The sequence below is a fragment of the Pseudomonas sp. JS3066 genome, assembly GCF_036328175.1.
Lineage (GTDB): Bacteria > Pseudomonadota > Gammaproteobacteria > Pseudomonadales > Pseudomonadaceae > Metapseudomonas.
The window spans coordinates 4,611,069-4,637,091 of the sequence record NZ_CP143312.1; the positions used below are offsets into that span (position 1 = coordinate 4,611,069).

Sequence of the window (26,023 nt, forward strand, 5' to 3'; positions counted from 1 at the left end):
CGCCAACGCCCTGTTTTAACAGGGCGTTGGCCTGGATCTGGGCGCCGTGCTCCCCTGGATGCTCGACCTCAGAGTGCCGGCGCGGCTTCCGCCAGCGCTCGCCAGTCGTCACGCTCAGGAATACCGGGTTTGCGCGCGCCGAACAATTGCACAACCAATTGTCCTTCGGCATCGAAGGCCTCCCAGCTGGTGATCACGCCATCGGTGCTGGGTTTGCGCACACGCCACAGCTCGGTCACGCCGGCGGTTTGCAGGTGCAGGTTGAACTCCGGATCGAGAACATTGAACCAGGTGTCCAGCCACTTCAGGTTGCTAACCGGGCCGCTGTGAATCTGGATGCAGTGGCGGTTTCCAACGAACACCATGATCGGCACTTCACGCGCACCGGCTTCTTCCAGCAGGCGCGGCAACTCGACGGTGTCCAACTGCTCGGCCCACTCAGTACCGGCCAGACGCAGCGCCTGGGTACGCTCGGCTCCATGCTTTTTCAGCAGAGCGAAGAAGTGGTGAGTGTCCTTCAGCGCTGCCCAGCCGTCGCGCAGGGCGTCGACATCGATCTCGGCATCGGGCTTGGCCTGCACCTGTTCTGGCTGCGGGTGCAGATCGATCTCGTCGCTTTGCTCCTCAGCACGGAAGCGCTCCACCAGCGGCTCCCAGGCGGCCAGCTCACTGTCGTCAGTGAGGAAGACCTTATGCACGGCAGTGCCTTGCTGATCGAATATCTGCACGCTGCGCCGGGTACCACGCGGGGATTCCTCAGCCACGGCGAAAACGCTGGCCCAGCCGCTCATGAAGAGGCGCAGGTCGATATCGGCGGATACCACCAAGCCCATCTGGCCGTTAGCCATGACCGAGACTTCGCGGTAGTAGCCCTTGCGCTCATGCACGCAATGCTCGTTGCGGGTCAGCGCCATGATGTAGCCAAGCTCGCCCAGGGCCGGCAGCAGGCCTGCCCAGTCCGGACGCAGGCGCACGGTATCGACGCCGAGGCGACTGGCAGTCAGTTCGGCCTCGCTCACGGACAGGAGCTGGGCGGCATCGCGGGTGCGCAGGCGCGGCTGCTCGGATCGCAGCGTCTGCCATGCCTGGTAGAGAGGAGAAGCCGGGCTGGTGGTCGAAGTTTGCAGGCTCATCTGAAGCTCCTTGTTATTCAGCGACTCGCCGAAAGGGCGAACTCAATGGGAATGTGCACGCGGCTAGGCACTGGCTGGCCATTCTGGGTTTCGGCGCGGAAGCGCCACGCAGCTACCGCATCCATGGCCGATCTATCAAGGCTCTCCACTCCAGAGGAGCGAAGGAGCCGTATCTCGCGGAGCAGGCCTTTCTCGTCCAACCGCACCTCGACCAGGACAAGGCCCTGCTGGTTACGACGCCGGGCCTGAGCCGGATAAATCGGAGGTTTGGGCGACGTGAGGAACGAAGGTTCACGACTGAAAACCTCGGTGACGACCGGCTTGGCCGTTGCCGCGGGGGCACTGGCAGCGGCTGACGACTCGGAATGACTGAGTGCCGGGCTCGCCGCCACGGCCTGCGGTTGCGCTGGTGCAACGGCTTTGGCTTTTGCGGATTCGACTGGCGCTACAGGCTTGGCAGGTGTCGGGCGCGGCTTGCTCGCCAACACAGGCTTGGATACTGGCCGCTGGACCTTCACCGACTGCGCTGGCTTGGAAGGGAGCACCCGCCGGCGCATTACCGAGGCAAGAGGTTGAACAGGCGCGGGGGCAGGCTCGGGGCTGACCAGCCGGACCATCATCGGCGCAGACGACTGCAATGCCGTGCCCGGCTCTTCCAGCAGGTCATGCAGGAGCCAACCCGCGACAAAGTGCAGGGCCAGGACAATCGAGAAGCAGAACAGGAAGCGCGGCATCGCAACGGTCAATCTCTAAATACGAATACATTTGATTATTATTTGAATTTATCTGTCAACGCCATTATGGTTCTGCGCCGATATCAACCTGCGATCACCAGTAAGACCTGACGAACGAGCCCCGAGAAAGGCGGAAAAAATCGCTGGAAACGGATGCCACCACGCCGGAAAGCCACGGCGTTTCCCAGTCAGGGGACTAGTACGCCTTGCTAACAGGAGCCTTGCCATGCCGTTGCGTCCTCCCTTTGCCCGCCGTACCGGGCTAGCCCTGATGCTGCTCTGCCCCTCCCTCGTACTGGCAGCCGAAAAGGCCGCAACTCAGTTCGACACCATGACGGTGACGGCCACCCGCAGCGAGCAGCGCCTCGATGAGGTCCCCAGCACGGTTTCGGTTCAGACCGAGCGCGACATCGACCATAAGAATGTGAACAACATTCGCGACCTGGTGCGCTACGAGCCGGGGGTTTCGGTGAGCGGTACCGGTAGCCGCTTCGGCCTGTCCGGTTTCACCATTCGCGGCATCGGCGGCAACCGCGTGCTGACCCAAGTGGATGGCGTGTCCGTACCGGACGCTTTCAACTTCGGCCCCTTCCTGAATGCCCAGCGCAATTACATCGACCCGGATATCGTCAAGCAGGTGGAAATCATCCGTGGCCCGGCGTCCTCGCTGTACGGCAGCGATGCCATCGGTGGTGCGGTGAGCTTCCTGACCAAGGATGCCGCCGACTATCTGGATGAAGGCGATGACGCCTACGCCCGCCTTAAGACCGGCTACAGCAGCGCCGACAACAGCTGGCTGCGCAGCGCGACCTTCGCCGGCCGCCAGGGCGTGGTTGATGGCGTGCTTCATCTGGGCCGTCGCAGTGGCGACGAAGTCGAGACCTTCGGTGGTCGTGGCGGTACTGGCGCCGGCCGCGAGGAAGCGAACCCGCAGGACTTCACCACCGACAACCTGCTGGCCAAGATCGGCTGGAACTACGCAGGCAACGATCGCCTGCAACTGAGTTACGAGCGCTTCCAGGACGACGTGGACACCCGTGTACTCAGCGAAGCCTCGACCCTGACTTCCACGTCCCTCGGCGGCGGCATGTTCAGCAACGCTCTGATCGCGGCGAGCAATGCCACTGACAGCACCGACCGCGAGCGCATCAGCCTGGAACACCAACTGGAGCTGGATACCGTCTTTGTCGATCAACTGAAGTGGCAGCTCAATCACCAGGACAGCAAGATTCGTCAGCAGACCGATCAGAGCCGCTACAGCTGGGTAGCCTTCAACCGCAACCCGACGCCGCCGGCCTCGGCCTTCGAACGCCTGCGCACCCGTGACTCGACCTACGAAGAGAAGCTCTGGTCATTCAACGGCCAGCTCGACAAGAACTTCGCCATCGGCGATACCCAGCACCATCTGATCTACGGCGTCGATCTCAAGCGCCTGGAAAGCAGCGACCTGCGCAAGGGCAATGAGATTCGCGTCAGCACTGGCCAGCCCCTGCCACCGGCCTTCGGCGCGGAAACCTTCCCGCTGAGCGACTTCCCCGATCCGGTCACGCACGAATACGCCCTGCTCGTCCAGGACAGCATCGAGATCGGCCGCTGGACTCTGCTGCCGGGCCTGCGCTACGACTACTACGAACTCAAGCCCGACGTGACCGCGGAATACCTGAACAGCAATCCGGTGAACCGCAACCCCTCCGACTTCAGCGACAACCAACTCTCGCCCAAGCTCGGTGTCACCTACCGCCTGGACGACGCCCACAGCATTTACGGTCAGTACGCTGCAGGCTTCAAGGTGCCGGAACCTGTGGATATCTTCGGCGAGTTCGTCAACGCCGGGATGGGCTACCAGACCATCGCTAACACCAGCCTGAAGCCGGAAACCAGCGACAGCTACGAGATCGGCCTGCGTGGCAAATACGACGTCGGCGGTTTCGGCGTGGCGGTGTTCTACAACCGCTACGAGGACTTCATCGACCAGGTGACCATCCCCGACCCGACCGGCAACAACCTGCTTACCTTCCAGTCGCAGAATCTAAACAAGGTGACCATTCGTGGCGCCGAAGCGAAAGGCGAGCTGTTCCTCAACCAATTCGGCCTACCCACCGGCTCCCGCCTTATCGGTTCCATCGCCTATGCACGGGGCAAGAACGAGGAAACCGGCGAGCCGATCAACAGCATCGACCCGCTCAAGGCGGTCATTGGCCTGGGTTATGCCGAGCCGACCGGAAAGTTCGGTGGCGAACTGGCCTGGACCCTGGTCAAGGGCAAGGACCGCATCGACCAGACGAACAACGCCAGTCTGCGCATCACCGAGCAGTTCGCCACGCCTGGCTACGGCACCCTGGACCTGAACACCTGGTGGCAGGTTACCGACGCCTTCTCGGTCAACGCCGGCCTGTTCAACCTGACCGACAAGGAATACTGGCAGTGGGGCGACGTCCAGGGCCTGGACGCCAGCAGCCGCAGCCTCGGTCGCTACACCCAGCCGGGGCGCAACGCATCGGTCAACCTGGTCTGGGAAATCTAAGAACCGGTTTACGATTTTGCGAGCTAGCGAGGAACAAGGCGAAAAAGGCTGAGGAGGCGGAGTTTACGGCCTGTAAATGAGCATTCAGAAGCCATTTTCAACACAGTCACTGCGACGCGCTGCAGATCGTGAATGGGCTCTATCCCGCTTCAGCACAAGGACGTGCCCCTCTTGGCAATCCACAGCGGCGCGCGATAATGCGCGCCTGCTGTGGAGAAGCCGATGATCCTTCTTTGTCGCCCCGACGAACTGCCTGAAGGCCAGAGCCGGGGCTTTGTCGTTGATGGCCTGAATATCCTGCTGGTGCGCCGGAATGGGCAGATCCATGCCTACGAGAACCGCTGCCCGCACCGGGGAATTCCTCTGGAATGGACGCCGGACCAGTTTCTCGACCACAGCGGCAGCCTCATCCAATGCGCTACCCATGGCGCACTGTTCCTGATCGAGTCCGGCGAATGCGTCACGGGCCCCTGTGTCGGCGAGGTACTGGAGCCGGTGGGCATTTTCGAAGATGCCGACGGCATCTGGCTGCTGGACGCAGCCTGAGGCTCAGATCCTCACATCAAGACGGCGGCAGACGCGCACCTCTTCCGGCGTCAGTTCGACACCGTAGGCCAGCACTTCGACGCCGGCAGAAACGGCCTCACGCAGGGCCGCCGAATAAGCCGGATCGATTTCTTCGGCCGGGCGCACTGCATCGATACCCGAGAGGTTCACGCAATACAACTGCACGGCCCGCACGCCATCGCGGGCGAGCGCAGCCAGTTCGCGCAGGTGCTTGCTGCCCCTCGTGGTCACTGCATCGGGAAAAGCGGCGACCGACGTGCCGTCGAACCCCAGCGTGACACTCTTCACTTCGATGAAGGCCGGCCCCGCAGCGAAGTCCAGGCGGAAGTCGGCACGGCTGTTTTCCTGCCCGTAGGCTACTTCGCGCCTGAGGCTGGAGAAACCCGCAAGTTCCTTGATCACGCCCGTCTGCAATGCCTCTTCCACCAATGCATTGGCGCGGGCAGTGTTGACGCAGGCCAGACGCCCCTGTGGCGTCTCGGCGATTTCCCAGGTACCGGGCAGCTTGCGCTTGGGATCGTTGGAGCGACTGAACCATACCCGGCAGCCCTCGCTCATGCAGTTCAGCATTGAGCCGGTATTGGGGCAGTGGATAGTCAATTGCTCCCCCGAAGCGGTCTCGATGTCCGCGAGGAAGCGCTTGTAACGCTTGAGCAGCCTGCCCACTTCCAGGGTCGGGGCGAACTTCATTGGCCCGCCCAGGTCTTCAAGCCGCGCGCCAGGCGCTGCACCGCCTCGTCCAGACGCGGCAGGCTCTGCGTATAGGCAAAGCGCACATGGTGACCGGCCTGATAGCGGCCGAAATCCAGACCTGGGGTGAAGGCCAGGTGCTCGGTTTCGATGAAGTGCCTACAGAAGGCATAGGCATCGCCGCCAAAGGCGGAAATATCCGCGTACAGATAGAAGGCGCCTTCTGGCTCGACTGCGATGCGGAAACCCAGTTCACGCAGGGCTGGCAGCAGGAAGTCGCGACGGCGAGCGAACTCTTCGCGGCGCTGTTCGAAGATTTCCAATGTGCGCGGCTCGAAGCAAGCCAGAGCCGCATACTGCGCCATAGAAGGCGCACTGATGTAGAGGTTCTGCGCCAGCTTCTCCAGTTCGGGCACGGCATCGGCAGGCGCCACCAGCCAGCCAAGACGCCAGCCGGTCATGCCGAAGTACTTGGAAAAGCTGTTCAGCACGAAGGCGTCATCATCCACTTCCAGCACGCTGCTGGCGTCCATCCCGTAGGTCAGGCCGTGGTAGATCTCGTCCACCACCAGGTGGCCACCGCGGGCCCTGAGGGTCTGCGACAGCGCGGCCAGGTCATCGAGGTGCAGCACGGTGCCCGTGGGATTGGCCGGCGAGGCGACCAACGCCCCCACGCTGTCGGCGTCCCAGTGCCGCTCGACCAGTTGCGGGGTCAGCTGATAGCGGGTTTCCGGCCCGACCGGCACCAGTTGTGCGCCCCCCTCCACAAGACGGAGGAAGTGGCGGTTGCAAGGATAGCCGGGGTCGGCCAGCAGCCAGTGCTTGCCCGGGTCCACCAGCAGGCTGCTGGCCAGCAGCAAGGCGCCCGAGCCACCGGGGGTGATGAGAATGCGATCTGGGTCTATGTTCAACCGATAGCGCGATGCGTAGAAGCCGGCGATAGCTTCGCGCAGTTGCGGCAATCCGCGAGCGGCGGTGTAACGGGTATGCCCGGCGGCCAAGGCGGCCTGTCCGGCCTGGATGATGGGTTCGGCGGTGGTGAAGTCCGGCTCGCCGATTTCCAGGTGGATCACATCATGACCCGCCGCCTGGAGTTCGTTGGCGCGAGCCAACAGGGCCATGACATGGAAGGGTTCGATGGCGCGGCTGCGTGCACTGTAGGACTGGGCCATTGGCCTTCCTTTATTAAGGCAAAGAGAGGATTCTAACCAATGGTCCCTGGACGCTGCAGCATGTACGACGCCGGGGAGTGGCGTACCCGGATTTGATCTGGTAAGTTCGCCCGCTTGCAGCCGCAGGGCCGGCACCGCCGGCGATGGACCATAATCCTGCGCAATGGATTAAGAAAGTGAGAGGCGGCCATCCATGCCCACCAATGCAAAACAACAGAACAGCCAGTTGATTCGTGGCTTCGTGCCCTACCAAGAGACCAAGGGCGAGGAGTACATGAGCGACCGCATGCGTGCTCACTTCACCAACATCCTCAACAAGTGGAAGCTGGAGTTGATGGAAGAGGTGGATCGTACCGTGCACCACATGCAGGACGAAGCTGCCAACTTCCCCGACCCGGCCGACCGCGCCAGCCAGGAAGAAGAATTCAGCCTGGAACTGCGCGCCCGTGACCGTGAGCGCAAGTTGATCAAGAAGATCGACGAGACTCTCCAGCTGATCGAAGACAACGATTACGGCTGGTGCGACTCTTGCGGCGTCGAGATCGGCATTCGCCGTCTGGAAGCCCGCCCCACCGCCACTCTCTGCATCGACTGCAAGACCCTGGCGGAGATCAAGGAAAAGCAGCTCGGCTCCTGATGCCGATACGGGGCGCCAATGGCGCCCCGTTGCTTTGTCCGCAACATGATGTCCCCTGCCTATATCGGGCGTTTCGCCCCAACGCCCAGCGGCTATCTGCATTTTGGTTCGCTGGTCGCCGCCCTCGCCTCCTACCTCGATGCCCGCTCAGTCGGCGGTCGCTGGTTGCTGCGCATGGAAGACCTTGACCCTCCGCGCGAGGTGGAAGGTGCCCAGGCGGCAATCCTCCGAACCCTGGAAACCTACGGCTTTGAATGGGACGGCGAAATGGTGCGCCAAAGCGATCGCCAAGAGGCTTACGCCAAGGTCATCGACCGTCTCTATGAGATGGGGCTTGCCTATGCCTGCACCTGTTCACGCAAGCAGCTGGAGGGCCACCTGGGCGTTTATCCGGGCTCGTGTCGCAACGCCCAGCATCCCCCGCACGATGCCGCCATACGCATCCGTGTACCGGATTTGGAATACCACTTCGTAGACCGCGTCCAGGGCGAATACCGGCAACACCTGGGCCGGGAAGTGGGCGACTTCGTCATCCGCCGCCGCGACGGTCTCTACGCCTATCAATTGGCCGTAGTGCTGGACGATGCCTGGCAAGGCATTACGGACATCGTCCGTGGCGCCGACCTGCTGGATTCCACGCCGCGCCAGCTCTATCTGCAGGAGCTGCTCGGGCTCAGCCAGCCACGCTATCTGCATGTGCCCCTGATCATCCAGCCGGATGGGCACAAGCTGGGCAAGTCCTATCGTTCTCCGCCACTGCCAGCCGACAGTGCCGGACCGCTACTGGCACGCGCGCTGCGCACCCTCGGCCAGGAGCCGCCGGCTGAACTGGCCGATGGCAGCCCCCGCGAAGCACTGGACTGGGGGATCGCCCACTGGGATGCCACGCGCATACCGCGTTGCCGAACACTGGCCGAAACACAGCTGCGCTAGCCACTCGCCGCCGTACCGGGCATTCGCTACCATCGCGACAGACACGACGAGAATTGCGGCATGTACATCTATCGACTGGTCCTGCTCCTGGTGGTGGGAATCTACCTGTTCTCCCCCGCCATCATGGATTGGTGGATCGACCCCAACGGCGCCTGGTACCGCCCCTACCTGCTGTGGCTGATCCTGATCGTGGTGACCTTCATTCTGCAGAGTCAACGCGATGCTGATGAGCTTTAGCCTCACCCAGCTGATCCTGATCAGCGCTGCCTACCTACTGGCCCTGTTCGGCGTGGCCTGGCTCAGTGACCGGGGCTTCGTCCCGCGCTGGATCATCCGCCACCCGCTGACCTACACCCTGTCCCTGGGTGTGTACGCCAGCGCCTGGGCCTTCTACGGCACCGTTGGGTTGGCCTACCAGTACGGCTACGGTTTCCTCGCCAGCTACCTCGGCGTTTCGGGCGCCTTTTTGCTGGCCCCTGTATTGCTCTATCCGATTCTGCGAATCACGCGCACCTACCAGCTTTCGTCCCTGGCCGACCTCTTCGCCTTCCGCTTCCGCAGCACCTGGGCCGGCGCGCTCACCACGGTGATCATGATCATCGGCGTACTGCCTCTTCTGGCTCTGCAGATCCAGGCGGTAGCCGACTCCATCGGCATCCTCACCCGCGAACCGGTGCACAATCGCGTCGCCTTCAGCTTCTGCGCCCTGATCACGCTGTTCACCATCCTCTTCGGGGCACGCCACATCGCCACCCGCGAGAAGCACGCTGGCCTGGTGTTTGCCATCGCCTTCGAATCGGTGGTCAAGCTGGTGGCCCTGGGTGGTATCGGCTTCTACGCGCTCTATGGCGTCTTCGGCGGCCCGCGCGAACTGGAGTTGTGGTTGCTGCAGAATCAGGCAGCCCTCTCCACCCTGCACACGCCTTTGCAGGAAGGTCCGTGGCGCACGCTGCTGCTGGTGTTCTTCGCTTCGGCGATCGTCATGCCGCACATGTACCACATGACTTTCACCGAGAATATCAACCCACGCGCCATGGTGAGCGCGAGTTGGGGCCTTCCCCTCTTCCTGCTGCTGATGAGCCTGGCCATTCCGTTGATTCTCTGGGCCGGCCTCAAGCTTGGAGCCACCACCAACCCTGAATACTTCACCCTCGGTCTCGGTATCGCAGTCGATAACCCGGCGCTGGCCCTGCTCGCCTATGTCGGCGGACTGTCGGCGGCCAGTGGCCTGATCATAGTGCTTACCCTGGCGCTCTCCGGGATGGCCCTGAACCACCTGGTGCTACCGCTCTACCAGCCACCGGCAGAAGGCAACATCTACCGCTGGCTGAAGTGGACCCGCCGCGCGCTGATCGCCTTCATCATCATGGCCGGCTACGGCTTCTACCTGCTGCTGGGCGCCGAGCAGGACCTGTCAAACCTTGGCATCGTCGCCTTCGTCGCCACCCTGCAGTTCCTGCCTGGTGCGCTTTCGGTGCTCTACTGGCCGACCGCCAACCGCCGTGGTTTCATCGCTGGCCTGCTGGCGGGCTTCATCGTCTGGCTGTTCGCCATGCTGTTGCCACTGGTGGGCAACCTGCAAGGCGTGTACCTGCCGCTGTTCAATGCCATCTACGTCCTCGACGACACCAGTTGGCACATCGCAGCGATCGCCTCCCTGGCGGCCAACGTGCTGATCTTCACCCTTGTCTCGCTCTTCACCGAAGCCAGTCCGGAAGAGATCAGCGCCGCTGAAGCCTGCACCGTGGACAACGTGCGTCGCCCACAACGCCGCGAACTGGTGGCCAGCTCGCCGCAGGAGTTCGCCAGCCAACTGGCCAAGCCGCTGGGCGCCAAGACAGCACAGAAGGAAGTGGAACAGGCGCTGCGCGACCTGCACCTGCCCTTCGACGAACGTCGCCCCTACGCCCTGCGTCGCCTGCGCGACCGCATCGAAGCCAACCTCTCCGGCCTGATGGGGCCGAGCGTTGCCCAGGACATGGTGGAAACTTTCCTGCCCTACAAATCGGGCAGCGAAGGCTACGTCACTGAAGACATCCATTTCATCGAAAGCCGGCTGGAGGACTATCACTCGCGCCTCACGGGCCTGGCCGCCGAGCTGGACGCCCTGCGCCGCTACCACCGTCAGACCTTGCAAGAACTGCCCATGGGCGTCTGCTCACTGGCCAAGGACCAGGAGATCCTGATGTGGAACCGAGCCATGGAGGAACTGACCGAAATCCCCGCGCAACGCGTCGTCGGATCACGCCTGTCCACCATCGCCGAGCCTTGGAAAGGACTACTGGAAGGCTTCATCAACCTGCCCGACGAGCACCTGCACAAGCAGCGCCTGACCCTGGAGGGCCAGGTGCGCGCCCTCAATCTGCACAAGGCGGCGATTGAAGAACCTCTGGCCCCCGGTAGCAGCGGCCTGGTACTGCTGGTGGAGGATGTGACCGACACCCAGTTGCTGGAGGACAAGTTGGTGCACTCCGAGCGCCTGGCGTCCATCGGCCGCCTCGCGGCAGGGGTTGCTCACGAAATCGGCAATCCCATCACCGGCATCGCCTGCCTGGCGCAGAACCTGCGCGAAGAGCGCGAGGGTGATTCCGAGATCAAGGAACTCAGCAGCCAGATCCTCGAACAGACCAAGCGCGTCACCCGCATTGTCCAGTCACTGATGAGTTTCGCCCATGCCGGCGGCCGCCAGCAGGCCAGCGAGCCAGTGTGTCTGGCGGAGGTTGCGCAGGATGCCATCGGACTGCTTTCGCTGAACAAGCGCAGCATCGAGGTGAGTTTCTTCAACCTCTGCGATCCGCAGCACGTCGTCGAAGGCGACCCGCAGCGCCTTGCCCAGGTCCTGATCAATCTGCTGTCCAACGCCCGTGACGCTTCCCCAGTGGGTAGCGCCATCCGCGTGCGCAGCGAAGCCTCGGAGCACACTGTCGATCTCGTCGTGGAAGACGAGGGCAGCGGCATTCCAAGGGCAATCATGGACCGCCTGTTCGAACCCTTCTTCACCACCAAGGACCCAGGGAAAGGGACCGGCCTTGGCCTTGCACTGGTCTATTCGATCGTGGAAGAGCATTATGGACAGATAACCATCGAAAGCCCGGCCGACTCCGAGAGCCAGCGCGGCACCCGAATCAGGGTGACGCTGCCTCGTTTTGTCGAAGCGACATCCGCCGTGAGCTGAGACCGTCTAGAGAGCCGAATTAATGCCACATATTCTGATCGTCGAAGACGAAACCATCATTCGCTCCGCCCTGCGACGCCTACTGGAACGCAACCAGTATCAGGTCAGTGAGGCTGGCTCCGTACAGGAAGCCCAGGAGCGCTACAGCATTCCCGGTTTCGACCTGATCATCAGCGACCTTCGCCTGCCTGGCGCTCCCGGTACCGAACTGATCAAGCTAGCCCAAGGCACCCCCGTGCTGATCATGACCAGTTACGCCAGCCTGCGCTCGGCAGTGGATTCGATGAAGATGGGCGCGGTGGACTACATCGCCAAGCCCTTTGACCATGACGAAATGCTCCAGGCTGTCGCGCGCATCCTCAAGGAGCGCCAGGAAGCCAGATCGACTCCGAGCGAGCGCCCCAGTGCCGGCCGCGGCGGCGAGAAGGCCGCAGCTGCCAACGCCGATGGCGAGATTGGCATCATCGGCTCCTGCTCGGCGATGCTCGAGCTCTACAGCAAAATCCGCAAGGTCTCCCCGACCGACTCCACCGTGCTGATCCAGGGCGAGTCCGGCACCGGCAAGGAGCTGGTGGCCCGCGCCCTGCACAACCTTTCCCGTCGCGCCAAGGCGCCGCTGATTTCGGTGAACTGCGCGGCCATCCCGGAAACGTTGATCGAGTCGGAACTCTTCGGCCATGAGAAAGGCGCCTTCACTGGCGCCACCGCCGGCCGTGCCGGTCTGGTGGAAGCCGCCGACGGCGGCACCCTGTTCCTCGACGAGATCGGCGAGTTGCCGCTGGAAGCCCAGGCGCGTCTGCTACGGGTTCTGCAGGAAGGCGAAATCCGCCGCGTTGGCTCGGTGCAGTCGCAGAAGGTCGACGTGCGCCTCATCGCCGCCACCCACCGCGACCTCAAGACCCTGGCCAAAACTGGCCAGTTCCGCGAGGACCTCTATTACCGCCTGCACGTCATTTCCCTGAAACTGCCCGCCCTGCGTGAGCGCGGCAACGACGTACTGGAGATCGCTCGCTCTTTCCTGGCTCGTCAGTGCTCCCAGATGGGGCGCGAAAGCCTGCGCTTCGCAGCGGATGCCGAACAAGCGATCCGCCACTACAACTGGCCGGGTAACGTACGCGAGCTGGAAAACGCCATCGAGCGTGCAGTGATCCTGTGCGAGAGCCCGGACATTTCGGCGGAGCTGCTGGGTATCGACATCGAGCTGGACGATCTGGACGACCTCGACTTCAACGAAGCCGCGGCGCCAGCCCAGGCCAACAACACAGCCCACGAGCCCACCGAAGACCTTTCGCTCGAGGACTACTTCCAGCACTTCGTGCTGGAGCACCAGGACCACATGACTGAAACCGAACTGGCCCGCAAACTGGGGATCAGTCGCAAATGCCTATGGGAGCGCCGCCAGCGTCTGGGTATCCCTCGCCGCAAATCCGGCGCCGCAGCCGGGCCTTGAGCCCCCGACGAGGGTGACAGTACGGAAACACAACTGGTTCCGTGCGCTGTTACCCCGCCAAACATCGCGTAACAAAGCCGGGTTTAAAGGTAACGAAAACCCGGCTTTTTTTTGCCCTCCGATCCGCCACCGTCGCTCGCAAAGCCTTGATTTACAAGGAATCACAAAAGTTGGCACGACATCTGCTTTATCTCTGGCACAACAACAATAAGAAATGCTGAACCCCACAATAAAAACAAGACGTATCGACTCCAGCACAACAAAAACAAGACAGCGGAGGCGCAGCTAACTGATTCTTTTGGAGAGGAGTTGCCCTTGGGGCTCGCCCCACAGCCAGACCGAGAACAATAAAACTGTCCTGAGACAGCGCCCGTACTGGTTGGGTCATGGAATGATCAAGGCACCATCAGCGTCCAAAGCAATCCGTTTGCTATTAACCCTCGATTGGAGGGCATATCCAGAGGCGAAATGCTTGCTGGACCGGGTCGAACAACAAAAACACCAAGCCCGAAACAATAAAAACAAAGCACGCACCAATTTGGGGGGGAGCTTCGGCTCCCCCAGTAGCTTTGCCTCCTTTCAGACCTTTTCTTCTCCATCCCCCCTCCCAGTGCTAGAATCCGCGGCCATCGTGCGCCCATATCCTTTTCTGGCCGTCCATCCCGCAAAACAGTGCATCCCATGCTGAAGAAGCTGTTCCAGTCTTTCCGATCCCCCCTTCGCCGCGCTCAGCATCCGCGCAGCACTCCCGAAGTACTGGGCAATAATCAGCACTCGCTGCACCGCTCGGGTATCAGCCGCAACGCCGTGGTGGTGGTCGAGCGCCTGCAGAAGGCGGGTTATCAGGCCTACCTCGTTGGTGGCTGCGTCCGCGATCTGCTGCTAAACCTGCGCCCCAAGGATTTCGACGTGGCCACAAGCGCCACCCCGGAACAAGTGCGCGCCGAATTCCGCAATGCCCGGGTGATTGGCCGCCGCTTCAAACTGGCCCATGTGCAGTTCGGCCGGGAGATCATCGAAGTCGCCACCTTCCGCGCCAACCACCCGCAAGGTGAAGACGAGGAAGACAGCAACCAGGCCTCGCGTAACGAAAGCGGCCGCATCCTGCGCGACAACGTCTATGGCAGCCTGGAAGACGACGCACAGCGCCGCGACTTCACCATCAATGCGCTGTACTACGATCCGACCACCGAGCGCATCCTCGACTACGCCCACGGCGTGCACGACATCCGCAATCGCCTGGTGCGCCTGATCGGCATTCCAGCGCAGCGTTACCAGGAAGACCCGGTGCGCATGCTGCGCGCCGCGCGGTTCGCCGCCAAGCTGGACTTCGAGATCGAGAAACACAGCGCCGCTCCCATTCGTCGTCTGGCACCGATGCTGCGCGAAATTCCATCAGCGCGCCTGTTCGACGAAGTGCTCAAGCTGTTCCTCAGCGGCAAGGCCGAACGCACCTTCGAATTACTGGTGGAGTTCGACCTCTTCGCTCCGCTGTTCCCGGCCAGCGCCGCTGCGCTTGAACGAGACCCCGAGTACACCGGTAGACTGATCCGCCAGGCGCTGATCAACACCGACGAACGCATCCGCCAGCACAAACCCGTTACCCCGGCGTTCCTCTTCGCTGCACTGCTGTGGCCGGCCTTGCCCGCCCGCGCGGCGCAGCTGCAGGAGCGCGGCATGCCGCCGATCCCGGCGATGCAGGAAGCTGCCCACGGTCTGATCACGGAGCAGGTCCAGCGCACCGCCATTCCCAAGCGTTTCAGCATCCCGATCCGTGAGATCTGGGACATGCAGGAGCGCCTGCCGCGCCGAAGCGGGAAGCGCGCCGACCTGCTGCTGGAAAATCCGCGTTTCCGCGCCGGCTACGACTTCCTGCTGCTGCGCGAAAGCGCCGGCGAAAAAACCGATGGTCTGGGCGACTGGTGGACCGATTACCAGGACGCCAGCGACAGCCAGCGCCGCAATATGATCCGCGAACTGAGCGCCAAGGATGATCAGCAGCCGTCCGGCCAGCGTCGCCGTCGCGGTGGCAGCCGCCGCCGTCGCGGCCCACGCAGCGACAACACCCCCGGTTCTCCGGGCGAGTAATCATGGAACGCGTGTACATCGGCCTCGGCAGCAATCTCGCCGACCCCGTCAGCCAGCTGCGTGGAGCCCTCGCGGCGATGGGCGACCTGCCCCGCACCCGGCTTGCTGCCGTGTCCTCGCTCTACGCCAGCGACCCGCTCGGCCCGGCGGACCAGCCCCGCTACGTCAACGCCGTCGCTGCTCTGGAAACAGAGCTCGCCCCGCTGGACCTTCTGGACGCCCTGCAAGTCATCGAGCTTGCGCAAGGGCGCGTACGCAAGGACGAGCGCTGGGGGCCACGCACCCTGGACCTGGACATCCTCCTGTTCGGCCAACACCGGATCGACGAGCCCCGGCTGCAGGTTCCGCACTACCACATGCATGCCCGTGCCTTTGTGCTCTACCCCCTGGCGGAGATTGCCGGCGACCTGCAGCTGCCCGATGGGCGCCCGTTGCAAAGCCTGCTGAGCGCCTGCCCCTTCGAAGGCCTCGAACGCCTGCCCGACTTGGCGGTAACGCCGTAACAGGTCGGTAACACCTGCAATTGACTTCATGCCCCCCCATCGGGACTATAAGCGTCCCGTTGCCCCGCGCCGGTGCAAACTGGCGCCGCTGAGGACGTTTTCATGCCTGATGTGACCCTGACCACCCTGCAAGAGCTCAAGCTGAAAGGCGAGAAGATCGCCATGCTGACAGCCTACGACGCCACTTTTGCCCGGGCCGCCTGCCAGGCCGGCATAGATGTGCTCCTGGTGGGTGATTCTCTTGGCATGGTCCTGCAAGGCCATGACAGCACCCTGCCGGTCAGCGTGAGCGAAATGGCCTATCACACCGCGGCTGTGAAACGCGGTAACCAGGGCGCGCTGATCATCAGCGACCTGCCGTTCATGGCCTATGCCAACCTCGACCAGACCTTCGCCAACTCCGCCGCACTGATGCAGGCCGGTGCCCACATGGTGAAACTGGAAGGTGCCGCCTGGCTGGCCGAACCCATCCGTCTGCTGGCCGAGCGCGGCGTACCGGTATGCGCCCATCTAGGCCTGACCCCGCAAGCCGTGAACATCCTCGGCGGCTACAAGGTCCAGGGACGCCAGGAGGCTCAGGCGCGCCAACTGCGCGCCGACGCCATGGCCCTGGAACAAGCTGGCGCAGCGATGCTGCTGCTGGAATGTGTGCCCAGCGAACTGGCCGCAGAAATCACCCAGTCGGTGAAGATCCCGGTAATTGGCATCGGTGCCGGTAGCGCCACCGATGGCCAGGTTCTGGTCCTGCACGACATGCTTGGCCTGTCCCTCACCGGCCGTGCACCCAAGTTCGTGAAGAACTTCATGGAAGGCCAGACCAGCATCCAGGCAGCGATCGCTGCCTACGTCCAGGCCGTCAAGGACGTCTCCTTCCCCGCCGCCGAACACGGATTCTCCGCATGAACACCGTAAAGACCGTCCGAGAATTGCGCGCAGCCGTCGCCCGCGCGCGCAGTGAAGGCAAGCGCGTTGGCTTCGTGCCGACGATGGGCAACCTCCACGCCGGACACGTCGCCCTGGTGGAAAAAGCCAGCCAGCGAGTCGACTTCGTGGTAGCAAGCATCTTCGTCAACCCGCTGCAGTTCGGCCCCAGCGAAGACCTGGCCAAGTATCCACGCACGCTGGTGTCCGACCAGGAAAAGCTGGTGGCAGCTGGCTGCCATCTGCTGTTCCATCCGGACGTGGAAGAAATGTACCCGGACGGGATGGACGGCCAGACCCGTGTAAATGTCCCGCTGGTGTCCGAAGGACTCTGTGGCGGTAGCCGCCCTGGCCATTTCGAAGGCGTCGCCACCGTGGTGAGCAAGCTGTTCAACATGGTCCAGCCCGATCTCGCGGTATTCGGCGAGAAGGATTTCCAGCAGTTGGCGGTCATCCGCAAGCTGGTGCGTGATCTGAACATGCCGATCCAGATCATGGGCGAGCCCACGGTGCGCGCCGAAGATGGTCTGGCCTTGTCGTCGCGCAATGGCTATCTGGACGACGCTCAGCGGGCGGCTGCTCCCGCGCTCTACCGCACCCTGCAGCAACTGGCATCTGCCATCCGCGCAGGACGCCGCGATTTCGCCGCACTGGAGCAGGAAGGCCAGGCCGAACTGACCAAGGCAGGTTTTCGCCCGGACTACCTCGAAGTCCGCGAAGCGCTGAACCTGCGCCCCGCAGGTGACAAGGACCAGCAGTTGGTCATCCTGGGCGCCGCCTTCATGGGCAACACCCGCCTGATCGACAACCTTGCCTTCAACCTCGAAGCGCAAGCCTGACCAACGCCCGTCATAGCCTTGAACCCCCTCGGGGGTTCGGGCAAACTCTGCCGCCGCCCGCATCCTGACGAGGAAAAGCCATGCACGCCATCATGCTCAAGGCCAAACTGCACCGCGCCGAAGTTACTCACGCCGTGCTCGACTACGAAGGCTCCTGCGCCATCGATGGTGAATGGCTCGATCTCTCTGGCATCCGCGAGTACGAACAGATTCAGATTTACAACGTCGACAACGGCGAGCGCTTCACCACCTACGCCATCCGCGCCGAGAATGGCTCTCGGATGATTTCGGTCAACGGCGCTGCGGCGCACAAGGCCAAGGTGGGTGATCGTGTGATCATCTGCGCCTACGCTCACTACAGCGAAGCCGAACTGGCCAATTTCAAACCGCGTATGCTGTACATGGCTCCGGGCAATGAACTCAGCCACACCAGCAACGCGATTCCGGTACAGGTCGCCTGAGACCGGGATACAGAATGACCCGAAGCCCGGACTTTTCCGGGCTTTTTCATAAGTCGCACACAGGTACGCCATGGATCACCACCTGACGCCGCTCGATGTCACTCAACTGCCCACCTGGACCGTGCTCCGCCAGCATCGCCAGGAACTTGCCGGTTTCAGCCTGCGCCAGGCCTTCGCCGAAAACCCTGAGCGCTTCAAGCAGTTCAGCCACAGCGCCTGCGGCCTGCTGCTGGACTTCTCGAAGAACCTGATCCGTACCGACACCCTGAACCTGCTGGTCAAGCTGGCGGAAGAAGCCCAGCTCGGCGACGCCATCAAGGCCATGTTCCGTGGTGATGTGATCAACGCGTCCGAGCAGCGTCCGGTATTACACACGGCGTTGCGTCGTCCCATTGGCGACAAGGTGCGGGTAGAAGGCGTCGACGTGATGCCGGAGGTGCATCGCGTCCTGCACCAGATGACCGAACTGGTGGGCTACGTGCACAACGGTCTGTGGCGTGGCTACACCGAGAAACCCATCACCGACGTGGTGAATATCGGTATCGGCGGTTCGTTCCTCGGCCCGCAACTGGTCTCCGAAGCACTGCTGCCCTTCGCCCAGAAAGGTGTGCGCTGCCACTACCTGGCGAACATCGACGGCAGCGAGTTCCGCGAACTGGCCTGCCGACTGAACGCCGAGACCACGCTGTTCATCGTCTCCAGCAAGTCCTTCGGCACCCTGGAAACCCTGAAGAACGCCCAAGCCGCCCGCGCCTGGTACCTGGCCCAGGGCGGCAGCGAAGAGGAGCTGTACCGGCACTTCATCGCGGTTTCCAGCAACAAGGAAGCTGCGGTGGCATTCGGCATCCGCGAAGAAAATATCTTCCCCATGTGGGACTGGGTCGGCGGCCGCTATTCGCTTTGGTCCGCCATTGGCCTGCCGATCGCCATGTCCATCGGCATCTCCAACTTCAAGGAACTGCTCTCCGGCGCCTACAGCATGGACCAGCACTTCCAGAGCACACCGTTTGATCGCAACATCCCGGTGATCCTCGGCCTGCTTGGTGTCTGGTATGGCGATTTCTGGGGCGCCCGCAGCCACGCGATCCTGCCCTACGACTACTACCTGCGGAACTTCACCGACCACCTGCAGCAGCTGGACATGGAGTCCAACGGCAAGAGCGTGCGTCAAGATGGCACCCCGGTCACCGCTGGCACTGGCCCGGTGATCTGGGGCGGCGTCGGCTGCAACGGCCAGCACGCTTATCACCAGTTGCTGCACCAGGGCACCCAGCTGATTCCGGCGGACTTCATTGTCCCGGTGTCCAGCTACAACCCGGTGGCCGACCACCACCAGTGGCTTTTCGCCAACTGCCTGTCCCAGAGTCAGGCGCTGATGCTCGGCAAATCCCGCGAGGAGGCTGAGGCCGAATTGCGCGCCAAAGGATTGCCGGAAGACGAAGTGCAGCGCCTGGCGCCGCACAAGGTCGTGCCCGGCAACCGGCCGAGCAATACCCTGGTGGTGGAACGCATCAGCCCTCGCCGTCTGGGCGCACTGATCGCCATGTACGAGCACAAGGTCTACGTACAGAGCGTACTCTGGGGCATCAATGCCTTTGACCAATGGGGCGTGGAGCTCGGCAAGGAACTGGGCAAGACGGTCTACTCGCGCCTCACTGGCCAGGACGAAGCCCAGGCCGAGGATGGCTCGACTCAGGGCCTGATCGACTTCTTCCGCGCACGCCATCGCGGTTAACCCATATCGCTCCCACAAGCCGTATCGTGCCTTGTGGGAGCGAAATCATTCGCAAATCCACCCTTACCGGCAAAACCGCTGCCGATACTCGCTCGGCGTTACTCCCAAGGCCTGAACGAAGGCCCTGCGCAGGTTGTACTCGCTGCCGAACCCGGTCTTCTCCGCCGTACGCTTGAGCGATGGCGCCCCCGCCTCCAGCAGTCGACAGGCCTCTTCAAGACGTAGCTGGAACAGTAGCTTCGCCGGCGTCATGCCCAGCTCCGCCTGGCAATGCCGGTGCAAGGTGCGTGGAGAAACCGCGGCCCTCGCCGCCATAGCTTCGATATCCAGCTCCTGGTGCAGTCGACCACGAAGCCAATGGACCAATTGCTCCAGCAAACCACCTTCAGGCGCCTGCTGCGCCAACAGTTCGGCGCTGAACTGCCGCTGTCCTCCCGGCCGGCGCAGGTACATGACCAGCCCCTTGGCCACCTGCAACGACAGTGCACGGCCATGATCTTCCTCCACCAGGCTCAGGCAGAGGTCCATTCCAGCGGTCACGCCCGCTGAGCTGTAGAAGTCCCCGTCACGGACGAACAGTGCGTCCTGCTGCACCCGCAATTTCGGGAATAGCCGCTGCAGTAGCGAGGCGTACTTCCAGTGAGTCACCACGGAGCGGTCATCCAGTAGCCCGGCCTGCGCCAGCAGGAAAGCCCCTGTACAGACCGAACAGCAACGCGCCGCAACAGGTCCGGCCTCCCTCAGCCAACGCGCCAGCACGCCCTGTCCCATCACCCGCTGTATGCCGAAGCCGCCCGCCACCACCAACGTGCACCCGGCCAGGCTGGTTGGTTCGGGCAAGGCTTCGGTCATCAACTCGAGCCCAGTGCTGGAACGCACCAGTCCACCATTGGCGGAAATGCCCCGCAGCACGTAGGGCACGCCCAACTGCTTCGGAAGGTGCTCGGCCACCGCAGCGAATACGTCCGCCGGACCGGTGGCATCCAGCAACTGGAATTCGGGAAAAACCAACAGCAGTACGTTATGAGGAGGCTGCATGCGGGGGCGCTCGACGGCAGGATTGGCAGATATTCACTCATAGCTGTCATTCAGGACACCTGCCCGCGCGCCAGACTGGAATCCCCGTCTCGGAGAAGGCCCATGCGAGCGCTACTGCTGATCTTGCTGCTGTACATCCCCCTGCTTGGGCTGGCGGAAACGCTCCAGTCCTACCACCCGCATGCCGGACGCGAGCAGCCGCTGGTGGCTGTGGTCGGCGAGAACCGCATGACCGAGCTGGTGGACTTCATGGTGCCCTTCGGACTGCTCAGCCGCGCCGGAGTAGCCAAGGTGGTCGCCCTGTCCACCCGCAAAGGGCCGCTGCAGTTGATGCCGGCGCTGAAAGTCGAAGCCCAGGCGACCACTGCCGAGTTTGAACAGGACTACCCGGAGGGGGCGGACTACCTGATCGTCCCTGCCGTGCACCATAGCGACGATCCCATACTCACTGCTTTCGTCGCCGATCAGGCCGCCAGGGGGGCCACCATCGTCGGCATTTGCGACGGTGTACTGGTATTGGGCCACGCCGGCCTGCTCCATGGCCGTCGGGCCACCAGTCACTGGTATTCGAAGGCGCAGCGCGAAGAGGACTTCCCCGACACCCGTTGGCAGGTCAACCGCCGCTACGTGGTGGATGGCAAGCTGGTGACCAGCTCAGGCGTCAGCGCCGCACTGCCTGTGTCCCTGGCCCTGGTACAAGCGATTGCCGGTGAGGCGAAGACGATCGCCTTCGCACGCGAGATCGGCCTGGCCGGCTGGTCCGCCGAGCACCAGAGCCAGACATTTGCCTTTGGCCCCGGCGGTTACCTGACGGCGGTGGCAAACTACCTGGCCTTCTGGCGCCACGAAACCCTGACCTTGGCGCTGCGGCCAGGACTCGATGAAGCCTCCCTCGCATTGCGCGCCGATGCATGGGCCCGCAGTTTCCGCACCGACGTGCTGGCCGTCGGCGATGGGCCGGTTCGCACTCGTCACGGCCTGGTGCTGCTACCCGATGCGTCCATGGGAGGAAAATCGGCCCTCCCCGACAGCAACGCGCCGCCCGGTCAGGTGCTGGACGAAACTCTGGACGACATCGTCGCGCGCTACGGCGGCGCCACTGCCACCTTCGTCGCCGCCCAGCTGGAATATCCGCGTCGCTGAACGATCTGGCGGGCACCGGGTTCAAAACTCCATGGACAACCCTTGAACCCGGCGACGGCTTGGATGCACCCTTGTCGCCATCTCGGCTCTACAACAACAAGGACCCGCCATGTACGAGATCAGCCTTCACCCCGTGCCGGACGCCGTGCGCAAGCACGCCCTCGTCGACAACGATGCCTACCTGCGCCTGTACCAGCAGTCCGTGGAGCAGCCCGAGCTGTTCTGGAGCGAGCAGGCCACCAGCTTCCTCACCTGGTTCAAGCCCTGGGACCAGTTGCATCACAGCGACCTTGCGAAAGGCGAGGCCGAGTGGTTCAAGGGCGGCAAGCTGAACGTCGCCTACAACTGCATCGATCGCCACCTGGAGCAGCGAGGCGAGCAGGTTGCCATCATCTGGGAAGGTGACAATCCCAGCGAATCCGCGCAGATCACCTACCGCAAGCTGCACAGCCATGTGGCCCGCCTGGCCAATGTGCTGAAGAGTCGTGGCGTGAAGAAAGGCGACCGGGTCTGCATCTACATGCCGATGATTCCCGAGGCGGCCTACGCCATGCTCGCCTGTGCGCGCATTGGCGCCGTGCACTCGGTGGTGTTCGGCGGCTTTTCCCCGGATGCCCTGCGTGACCGCATCCTTGATGCCGACTGCCGCACAGTGATCACCGCCGACGAAGGTGTTCGCGGCGGCAAATACGTCCCGCTGAAACAGAACGTCGACAAGGCCCTGAGAGACTGCCCGAACGTATCCTCGGTGCTGGTGGTCCAGCGCACCGAAGGCAAGATCGACTGGCAGGACGGGCGCGACCTCTGGTACCACGAGGCCCTGCGCGGCGCCAGCGAGGATTGCCCGCCGGAATGGATGGATGCCGAAGACCCGCTGTTCATCCTCTACACGTCCGGTTCCACCGGAAAACCCAAGGGCGTGCTGCATACCACCGGCGGCTACCTGCTGGGCGCAGCGATGACCCACAAGTACGTGTTCGACTATCACGAAGGCGAGATCTACTGGTGCACCGCGGACGTGGGCTGGGTCACCGGCCACAGCTACATCGTCTATGGCCCGCTGGCCAACGCCGCTACCACCCTGATGTTCGAGGGAGTGCCCAACTACCCCGACGCCTCGCGCTTCTGGCAAGTGATCGACAAGCACCAGGTGAATATCTTCTACACCGCTCCCACCGCCATCCGCGCCCTGATGCGCGAAGGCGAGGAACCGGTGAAGAAGACCTCCCGGTCCAGCCTGCGCCTGCTTGGCAGCGTCGGCGAACCGATCAACCCGGAAGCCTGGGAGTGGTATTACAACGTAGTGGGCGACTGCCGCTGCCCCATCGTCGACACCTGGTGGCAGACCGAAACCGGCAGCATCCTCATTACCCCGCTGCCCGGCGCCACTGCCCTGAAGCCCGGCTCGGCCACTCGCCCCTTCTTCGGCGTGCAGCCGGTGCTGCTGGATGATAAAGGCAAGGAAATCGACGGCGCCGGCTCGGGCGTACTGGCGATCAAGGCCAGCTGGCCGAGCCAGATCCGTAGTGTCTACGGCGACCACAAGCGAATGATCGACACCTACTTTGCAGCCTATCCCGGCTACTACTTCACCGGTGACGGCGCCCGGCGCGATGAGGACGGCTACTACTGGATCACTGGCCGCGTCGACGACGTCATCAACGTTTCCGGCCACCGCATCGGCACCGCCGAAGTGGAAAGCGCCCTGGTGCTGCATGACGCCGTGGCAGAGGCCGCCGTAGTGGGTTACCCGCACGACCTCAAAGGACAGGGCATCTACGCCTTCGTTACGCCAATGAAGGGCCTGGAACCGACCGAGGAACTGAAGAAAGAACTACTGGCCCTGGTCAGCAAGGAAATCGGCAGCTTCGCCAAGCCCGAACTGATCCAGTGGGCGCCGGGCCTGCCCAAGACCCGCTCGGGCAAGATCATGCGCCGCATTTTGCGCAAAATTGCCTGCAACGAGCTGGATAACCTCGGCGATACCTCCACCCTGGCCGACCCGTCGGTGGTGCAGAACCTGATCGACAAACGCCTCAACCAGTAAGCCCTGTCAAGGCGCCAGTCTCCTCGGGGGCTGGCGCCTTTCGCTTGGAAGCCCTCGCTGCATGGAATTCATTCGCCGCCGCATCGAAAGCCAGATCATCGGCCTCACCGGTCTAGCCCTCGGCCAGCTCGATTTCGAAAACCCCAAAGGTGATCCAGGCCTCTTCGGCCCAGACTCTGTGACCTGGAAGGTTCACGGCGATTTCACCTCGATGATGATCGGCGGCATCAGCGCCTTGCTCTTGCAGATGCTGCATCCCCTGGCGCTTTCCGGCGTATGGGACCACTCCAATTTCCGCGCGGACATGCTCGGTCGCCTGCGCCGCACCGGCCAGTTCATCTCCGGTACCACCTATGGCACCCGCAAGGACGCCGACTGGCTGATCGACAAGGTCCGCACCATCCATATGCAGGTGGTCGGCACCGCTCCGGACGGCCGCTCCTATGCCGCCAGCGACCCGGCTTTGCTGACCTGGGTGCACGTGGCCGAAGTGAGCTGCTTCCTCAAGGCTCACCTGCGCTACCTGAACCCTCAGCTTTCCGGTGAAGAACAGGACCGCTACTACGCTGAGATCGCCCTGGTGGCTGAACGACTCGGTGCGCAGGACGTACCGAAGTCCCGCCAGCAAGTGGCGGACTATCTGGAGGCGATGCGCCCGCAGCTTGCCTGCGATGACCGCAGCCGGGAAGTAGTGCGAGTTCTCCTCGGCGCCCCGTCACCCAGCGCGGTGGCCAAACCCTTTGGTGTGCTGATGATGCAGGCCGGCATCGACCTGATGCCGGACTGGGCCAGCGCCATGCTCGGCCTCTACCAGCGCCCCTGGCAGCGCCGCGTGGTGCGTGATCTGGTCTGGCGGGTAGCACCGCTGCTGCGCTGGGCCATGCGCAATGGCGCTGTCCATCGTGCGCGCCGCCGTATGGGGCTGCCCCCCCGTTGAGAGTGTGGTCCGACCAAATTCCCTGTGCGACGATTGCGGCTTGCTCGGTCATTGCCTGACCCAATTCACAGCTGTGAGGACAGATCCATGCAAGACGTCGTAATCGTTGCCGCCACCCGCACCGCCATCGGCAGCTTCCAGGGCTCCCTGGCGAACATTCCTGCGCCCGAGCTGGGAGCCGCCGTGATTCGCCAGTTGCTGGCGCAAACCGGCCTCAAGGGCGAGCAGGTCGATGAAGTGATCCTGGGCCAGGTGCTCACCGCCGGGTCCGGCCAAAATCCGGCACGCCAGGCTGCTATCCTCGCCGGCCTGCCCCATGCGGTTCCAGCCATGACCCTGAACAAGGTCTGCGGCTCCGGCCTAAAGGCGCTGCACCTGGCAGCCCAGGCCATCCGCTGTGGCGACGCCGAGGTGATCATCGCTGGCGGCCAGGAAAACATGAGCCTGGCGCCCTACGTCATGCCAGGTGCCCGTACCGGCCTGCGCATGGGTCACGCCAAGCTGGTGGACACCATGATCCAGGATGGCCTGTGGGATGCCTTCAACGACTACCACATGGGCATTACCGCCGAGAATCTGGTGGAAAAGTACGGCCTGAACCGCGAACAGCAGGACAGCTTTGCCGCCGCCTCCCAGCAGAAGGCCGCTGCCGCTATCGAGTCCGGGCGCTTCAAAGATGAGATCACCCCCATTCTGATCCCGCAGAAGAAAGGCGATCCGGTTGCCTTCTCCACCGACGAGCAGCCACGCGCCGGCACCACTGCCGAAGCCCTGGCCAAACTCAAGCCTGCGTTCAAGAAAGACGGCAGCGTCACCGCTGGCAACGCGTCGACCCTCAACGACGGTGCCGCCGCCGTACTGCTGATGAGTGAGGAAAAGGCCAAGGCCCTGGGCCTGCCGGTGCTGGCCCGCATCGCGGCCTATGCCAACGCTGGTGTCGACCCGGCGATCATGGGCATCGGCCCGGTATCTGCCACCCGCCGTTGCCTGGAAAAGGCGGGCTGGAACCTGACCGACCTGGACCTGATCGAGGCCAATGAAGCCTTCGCTGCACAGTCCCTTTCGGTTGGCAAGGAGCTGGGCTGGGACACCACAAAGGTCAACGTCAATGGCGGCGCCATCGCCCTCGGCCATCCCATCGGTGCCTCCGGCTGCCGCGTACTCGTGACCCTGCTGCACGAAATGCTCAAGCGCGATGCGAAGAAAGGCCTGGCGACCCTCTGCATCGGCGGCGGCCAAGGCGTGGCCCTGGCCATCGAGCGCTGATCCAACTCGTAGGTTGGCGCGCAGGGCGAA

Annotated in this window: 22 protein-coding genes; 17 read left to right on the forward strand and 5 right to left on the reverse strand. The window is 63.1% G+C overall.

The window, feature by feature from the left end:
• Positions 1-68: 68 nt before the first annotated feature.
• Together SA496_RS21830 and SA496_RS21835 are read right to left on the reverse strand one after the other, a co-directional pair.
• Positions 69-1,133: a hemin-degrading factor gene (locus SA496_RS21830; RefSeq protein WP_330114455.1), complete on the reverse strand. Its 1,065-nt coding sequence runs from the start codon at positions 1,131-1,133 to the stop codon at positions 69-71.
• A gap of 17 nt (positions 1,134-1,150) precedes the next feature.
• A complete protein-coding gene (locus tag SA496_RS21835) occupies positions 1,151-1,867 on the reverse strand; it encodes an energy transducer TonB (protein WP_120654541.1) in 717 nt (238 codons plus the stop codon).
• A 226-nt stretch (positions 1,868-2,093) separates the two neighbouring features.
• Between SA496_RS21835 and SA496_RS21840 the strand changes: the two genes are divergently transcribed.
• Complete coding sequence (locus SA496_RS21840; protein WP_330114456.1) at positions 2,094-4,391, forward strand: TonB-dependent hemoglobin/transferrin/lactoferrin family receptor; 2,298 nt, start codon at positions 2,094-2,096, stop codon at positions 4,389-4,391.
• Positions 4,392-4,613: 222 nt separating this feature from the next.
• The gene (locus SA496_RS21845) at positions 4,614-4,937 is read left to right on the forward strand and encodes a Rieske (2Fe-2S) protein (RefSeq protein WP_120654539.1); all 324 of its coding nucleotides are present in this window, start codon (positions 4,614-4,616) and stop codon (positions 4,935-4,937) included.
• A gap of 3 nt (positions 4,938-4,940) precedes the next feature.
• On the opposite strand, the gene sfsA is transcribed toward SA496_RS21845, so the two are convergent.
• Together sfsA and SA496_RS21855 are read right to left on the reverse strand one after the other, a co-directional pair.
• Positions 4,941-5,648 (reverse strand): DNA/RNA nuclease SfsA, encoded by a 708-nt coding sequence (gene sfsA, locus SA496_RS21850; protein ID WP_120654538.1) that lies wholly within the window; start codon positions 5,646-5,648, stop codon positions 4,941-4,943.
• Entirely contained in the window at positions 5,645-6,820 is a 1,176-nt protein-coding gene (locus SA496_RS21855; RefSeq protein ID WP_120654537.1) for a pyridoxal phosphate-dependent aminotransferase, read from the reverse strand. The genes sfsA and SA496_RS21855 overlap by 4 nt, the downstream gene beginning before the upstream one ends.
• Positions 6,821-7,013: 193 nt before the next feature.
• Here SA496_RS21855 and dksA point away from each other — a divergent pair, with 193 nt between their 5' ends.
• The 11 genes from dksA (at position 7,014) to pgi (ending at position 19,562) form a co-directional block, all read left to right on the forward strand.
• Complete coding sequence (gene dksA / locus SA496_RS21860; RefSeq protein ID WP_120654536.1) at positions 7,014-7,457, forward strand: RNA polymerase-binding protein DksA; 444 nt, start codon at positions 7,014-7,016, stop codon at positions 7,455-7,457.
• Between the two features lie 48 nt (positions 7,458-7,505).
• Positions 7,506-8,390 carry a tRNA glutamyl-Q(34) synthetase GluQRS gene (gene gluQRS, locus SA496_RS21865; RefSeq protein ID WP_330115660.1) on the forward strand — a complete coding sequence of 295 codons (885 nt, stop codon included), beginning with the start codon at positions 7,506-7,508 and terminating at the stop codon, positions 8,388-8,390.
• A gap of 60 nt (positions 8,391-8,450) precedes the next feature.
• Positions 8,451-8,627 carry a hypothetical protein gene (locus tag SA496_RS21870; protein WP_003095129.1) on the forward strand — a complete coding sequence of 59 codons (177 nt, stop codon included), beginning with the start codon at positions 8,451-8,453 and terminating at the stop codon, positions 8,625-8,627.
• On the forward strand, positions 8,611-11,565 hold the full coding sequence (locus SA496_RS21875) for a sensor histidine kinase (RefSeq protein WP_162945871.1): 2,955 nt from the start codon (positions 8,611-8,613) through the stop codon (positions 11,563-11,565). The genes SA496_RS21870 and SA496_RS21875 overlap by 17 nt, the downstream gene beginning before the upstream one ends.
• Before the next feature lie 22 nt (positions 11,566-11,587).
• A complete protein-coding gene (locus SA496_RS21880; protein ID WP_153920498.1) occupies positions 11,588-13,015 on the forward strand; it encodes a sigma-54-dependent transcriptional regulator in 1,428 nt (475 codons plus the stop codon).
• Between the two features lie 681 nt (positions 13,016-13,696).
• The gene (locus SA496_RS21885) at positions 13,697-15,103 is read left to right on the forward strand and encodes a polynucleotide adenylyltransferase PcnB (RefSeq protein WP_330114457.1); all 1,407 of its coding nucleotides are present in this window, start codon (positions 13,697-13,699) and stop codon (positions 15,101-15,103) included.
• Positions 15,104-15,105: 2 nt separating this feature from the next.
• Positions 15,106-15,606, forward strand: coding sequence for a 2-amino-4-hydroxy-6-hydroxymethyldihydropteridine diphosphokinase (gene folK / locus SA496_RS21890; RefSeq protein ID WP_120654533.1), 501 nt, complete (start codon positions 15,106-15,108; stop codon positions 15,604-15,606).
• 102 nt (positions 15,607-15,708) lie between these two features.
• Positions 15,709-16,509 (forward strand): 3-methyl-2-oxobutanoate hydroxymethyltransferase, encoded by an 801-nt coding sequence (gene panB, locus SA496_RS21895; RefSeq protein WP_330114458.1) that lies wholly within the window; start codon positions 15,709-15,711, stop codon positions 16,507-16,509.
• On the forward strand, positions 16,506-17,366 hold the full coding sequence (panC, locus tag SA496_RS21900; protein WP_120654531.1) for a pantoate--beta-alanine ligase: 861 nt from the start codon (positions 16,506-16,508) through the stop codon (positions 17,364-17,366). Before panB ends, panC begins: the two co-directional genes overlap by 4 nt.
• Positions 17,367-17,446: 80 nt before the next feature.
• On the forward strand, positions 17,447-17,827 hold the full coding sequence (panD, locus tag SA496_RS21905; RefSeq protein WP_028630028.1) for an aspartate 1-decarboxylase: 381 nt from the start codon (positions 17,447-17,449) through the stop codon (positions 17,825-17,827).
• Between the two features lie 70 nt (positions 17,828-17,897).
• The gene (pgi, locus tag SA496_RS21910; RefSeq protein ID WP_120654530.1) at positions 17,898-19,562 is read left to right on the forward strand and encodes a glucose-6-phosphate isomerase; all 1,665 of its coding nucleotides are present in this window, start codon (positions 17,898-17,900) and stop codon (positions 19,560-19,562) included.
• Positions 19,563-19,625: 63 nt separating this feature from the next.
• Here the strand turns inward: pgi and SA496_RS21915 are convergent, their stop codons facing one another.
• Positions 19,626-20,600 (reverse strand): GlxA family transcriptional regulator, encoded by a 975-nt coding sequence (locus tag SA496_RS21915; protein WP_120654529.1) that lies wholly within the window; start codon positions 20,598-20,600, stop codon positions 19,626-19,628.
• 102 nt (positions 20,601-20,702) lie between these two features.
• On the opposite strand from SA496_RS21915, the gene SA496_RS21920 reads away from it, so the two are divergent.
• The 4 genes from SA496_RS21920 to SA496_RS21935 all read left to right on the forward strand — a co-directional run bounded on the left by SA496_RS21920 (position 20,703) and on the right by SA496_RS21935 (position 25,993).
• Complete coding sequence (locus SA496_RS21920) at positions 20,703-21,743, forward strand: DJ-1/PfpI family protein (RefSeq protein WP_330114459.1); 1,041 nt, start codon at positions 20,703-20,705, stop codon at positions 21,741-21,743.
• A gap of 109 nt (positions 21,744-21,852) precedes the next feature.
• Entirely contained in the window at positions 21,853-23,790 is a 1,938-nt protein-coding gene (acs, locus tag SA496_RS21925) for an acetate--CoA ligase (protein WP_330114460.1), read from the forward strand.
• 61 nt (positions 23,791-23,851) lie between these two features.
• On the forward strand, positions 23,852-24,727 hold the full coding sequence (locus SA496_RS21930) for an oxygenase MpaB family protein (RefSeq protein WP_153920508.1): 876 nt from the start codon (positions 23,852-23,854) through the stop codon (positions 24,725-24,727).
• A gap of 87 nt (positions 24,728-24,814) precedes the next feature.
• Positions 24,815-25,993 carry an acetyl-CoA C-acetyltransferase gene (locus tag SA496_RS21935; RefSeq protein WP_330114461.1) on the forward strand — a complete coding sequence of 393 codons (1,179 nt, stop codon included), beginning with the start codon at positions 24,815-24,817 and terminating at the stop codon, positions 25,991-25,993.
• Positions 25,994-26,023: the final 30 nt, after the last annotated feature.